Genomic DNA, 2,882 nt, shown 5'->3' with positions numbered 1-2,882 from the left:
GATTGAATAGTTGTAATTACCAAGAATATTGTGGTGAATGCCGGATCTTCCACTGATTTGTTTCGTTGTTGGGTTCCAGTTATACCAATACTCATTATTATCCAAGTAGTTGATATTTCCTTGATAAGCGGTTGACCATCCAAGCCAGTACATCAGTTTCTTATACATATCAGCTGTTATGTAAGGCTGGTTCGGATATTTGCGAAGCACTTCTGTAAAGAGTCTAATATTTCCTGATGCATTCAGGTTGGCAAAGTTGTTAGAACCACCAACGCCTGCCGCTACCGATAAGGCCTTGTCCTTCTGGTTTGCCGTATAGAATGGGAATACAGGGAATTCAGCGCTATCTCCCCAATATCTAAGTGACTCCAGGTACTTAGGATCATCTTTAGGAACAAGTCCGTCCATTTGGAACGCGTAGTAATTGTTCGCTTCTTTCCACGGGATGAAGGTATTCGTCAACAAATCCTTCTGTAAGAACATTTTCGAACTATCATCCCACATGATGGACAAGAAAGAGTTTTTCAGCTTGTCTGCAAAAGCGAACATTTCAGTTGCCTTCGCCGAATTGCCAGCAAGTTGGTAAGCTTTGGCGGAAGCCATAGCATTTCCATATACGAAAGCGCTCTCAGTTCGGTTTTGATCAATGTTTCCTCTTTTTTCAAAGAAGTGAAAAGCATTTCCATCCGCATCGTTCCCGGTTAATGAGCCCCAATCATAGTTAATAACGCCATCTTTGTTCGTGTCGAAGCGATCTAACTGACCTTTTGCATCCTTTTCCGAATAACGCGCCAAATTATTTAAGATTTCTGGCTGACCGCCATGGACTTCATACGTTTGAAAAGCGGAATCCCCAATGTATTGGGAATAGCTATTATTCCAGTTGGAAGGTTTGCCTGGATTATCTGTAAACAGACTGTCCCTGGACGTTTCACCCGCTGATACCCAATCCCCGTAGGAATAGATCGGATTTCTTAAATATTTAAGATCCTGCATATGCATCGGCTGCGTTAAGACAATTGCGTTATTGTAGCCCAAAGCTCCTTCAACGGAAATCGGGAACTGATAGTCATTCCCCGGAATGTTGGCGTCAAGGAAATTAAATCGGCTTAACCACCATCTGTAATAGATGATCTTTTTGATATTGTCATCCGCAACATCCATGTAAGGAACGTTGTCTGCCCACCATTTGTTATATTCACGAAGTTGAGTTAGGTAAGCGGTATTTGCATCATAGTCTTTGAATCTATTGTAATCGACAAGCGATTGCGGGATCTCATCTGTGATGAAGCCCATTTGAAATTTAAGCGTTATTTTCTCATTAGGTGCCAAAGTGATGGATCTGGTCAAAATACCATTGCTTGCCGTCATGCCCGTGCCGCTGAACCTTGGGTACACTTTGGTCAAATTGTTCCTGACATCAAAGGTACCAGAAAGCTCTTTACCATCGCTGGATGCGGTTTTGGCAAAAGGAGAATCTGCGGTTAGATCAAATGTTTTGGAGGCCGTACCCGTATTCGTAATCGTAACATTGTCGATCGCCACGTTATTATCTGTGATGAATTTGGTTTCTTCCAGCGTATATCCCGTAACCTATGACGGTGGCACTGTTCGTATACATGTACAAAGCCTTGCCCCGTGACATCAAATAGGTCCCTGTAGGATCATTTCCCTTCCGGGTGAGGATGCGATCCATCCAGTAGGAAGTGCCTCCTGCGGCAATGTCCGCTTGATACATATCCATCATCCTGCTGCTGCTCGCATTGAATGGGGCAGGTTCAGCAGGTACTACGACATTGCCTGCTGCATTCGTAAATACAGGCATTCCAGGATCATTATTATTCACAAAATTAAGATCTGCAGCGAAAGCGGATGCGCCGAAAATTGACACTAACGAGAACACTAGCGATGTCGTCAAAACTTTTCTGCCAATTGATTTTTTGAACATTCTCATTTGTTACCTCCTATTGAATTTTAGCCATGACATGCCCCTTAGTAGCTACTGTYTGCMATCTAAACAATGACTTAGCGGAATGAACAGCCTGCTGCCCAACATTTGCCTACCTACGATACTGATCATTCCGTTCATGATGACCACCCCCTTAAGGAAGTTAAAAAGCTAATTCAACGATCCGATCGCACAACGCCTATCCCTTAACACCGGTCATCGCAATGCCTTCTACCAAATGTTTTTGAGCTATGAGGAATAAGACCAAGGACGGCAGAACAACAACGCTTGTTGCCGCCATCATGTAATTCCACTGGGCGGAGTACGTTCCTTGGAACAAGGTTAAACCAAGCATCAACGTATAGTTTTTCTCACTTGTGATAAACACGAGAGGCCCCAAGTAGTCGTTCCAGCTCGCAAKAAACGTCAGCAACCCAACAACAATCATCGACTGCTTGCCTATTGGCAGGATAATTTTCCAATACGTTAGGAAATGGCTTGCACCATCGATTTTAGCTGCTTCATCCATCTCTCTTGGAATCGACATAAAGAACTGTCGAAGCAAGAAAATGTTAAACACACCACCGCCAAACCATGCTGGAGCAATTAACGGAACGAAAGAATCTGTCAGATTTAATAATTTCCAACCGATAAAATGAGGGATCATGACAACGAAAAATGGGAGCATGAGTCCAGTCAGAATGACACCAAACACACGGTCTCTGCCTACCCAGTTAATCCTGGAAAAGCTATAAGCACACAGTGAGCTGCTTAATAAAACACCAACAATGGAAAGTCCCGTAACGATCGTGCTATTGAGAAAATATCTATGAAATGGATGGCTGCTAAGTGCGGTCTTAAAGTTATCCCAATGAATGGTTGTTGGCAGGAAGATGGGAGGACTCTTAAAAATCTCACCCATATCTACGAGCGC

General features: G+C 43.3%; 3 protein-coding genes. All 3 read right to left on the bottom strand.

The window, feature by feature from the left end; translation table 11 throughout:
- Positions 1-1,545 (bottom strand): MGH1-like glycoside hydrolase domain-containing protein (locus tag AC1DUA_RS36560; protein WP_477504395.1); only part of this gene is annotated, 1,545 nt, incomplete at its 3' end.
- A 4-nt stretch (positions 1,546-1,549) separates the two neighbouring features.
- The gene (locus AC1DUA_RS36555) at positions 1,550-1,954 is read right to left on the bottom strand and encodes a hypothetical protein (protein WP_477504394.1); all 405 of its coding nucleotides are present in this window, start codon (positions 1,952-1,954) and stop codon (positions 1,550-1,552) included.
- Between the two features lie 193 nt (positions 1,955-2,147).
- A partial coding sequence (locus AC1DUA_RS36550; RefSeq protein ID WP_477504393.1) for a carbohydrate ABC transporter permease occupies positions 2,148-2,882 on the bottom strand: 735 nt, incomplete at its 5' end.

Source organism: Paenibacillus sp. 01T422 (genome assembly GCF_056398785.1).
The sequence above is the reverse complement of the archived record's forward strand: the minus strand, read 5'-3'. Positions and strand labels throughout refer to the sequence as shown.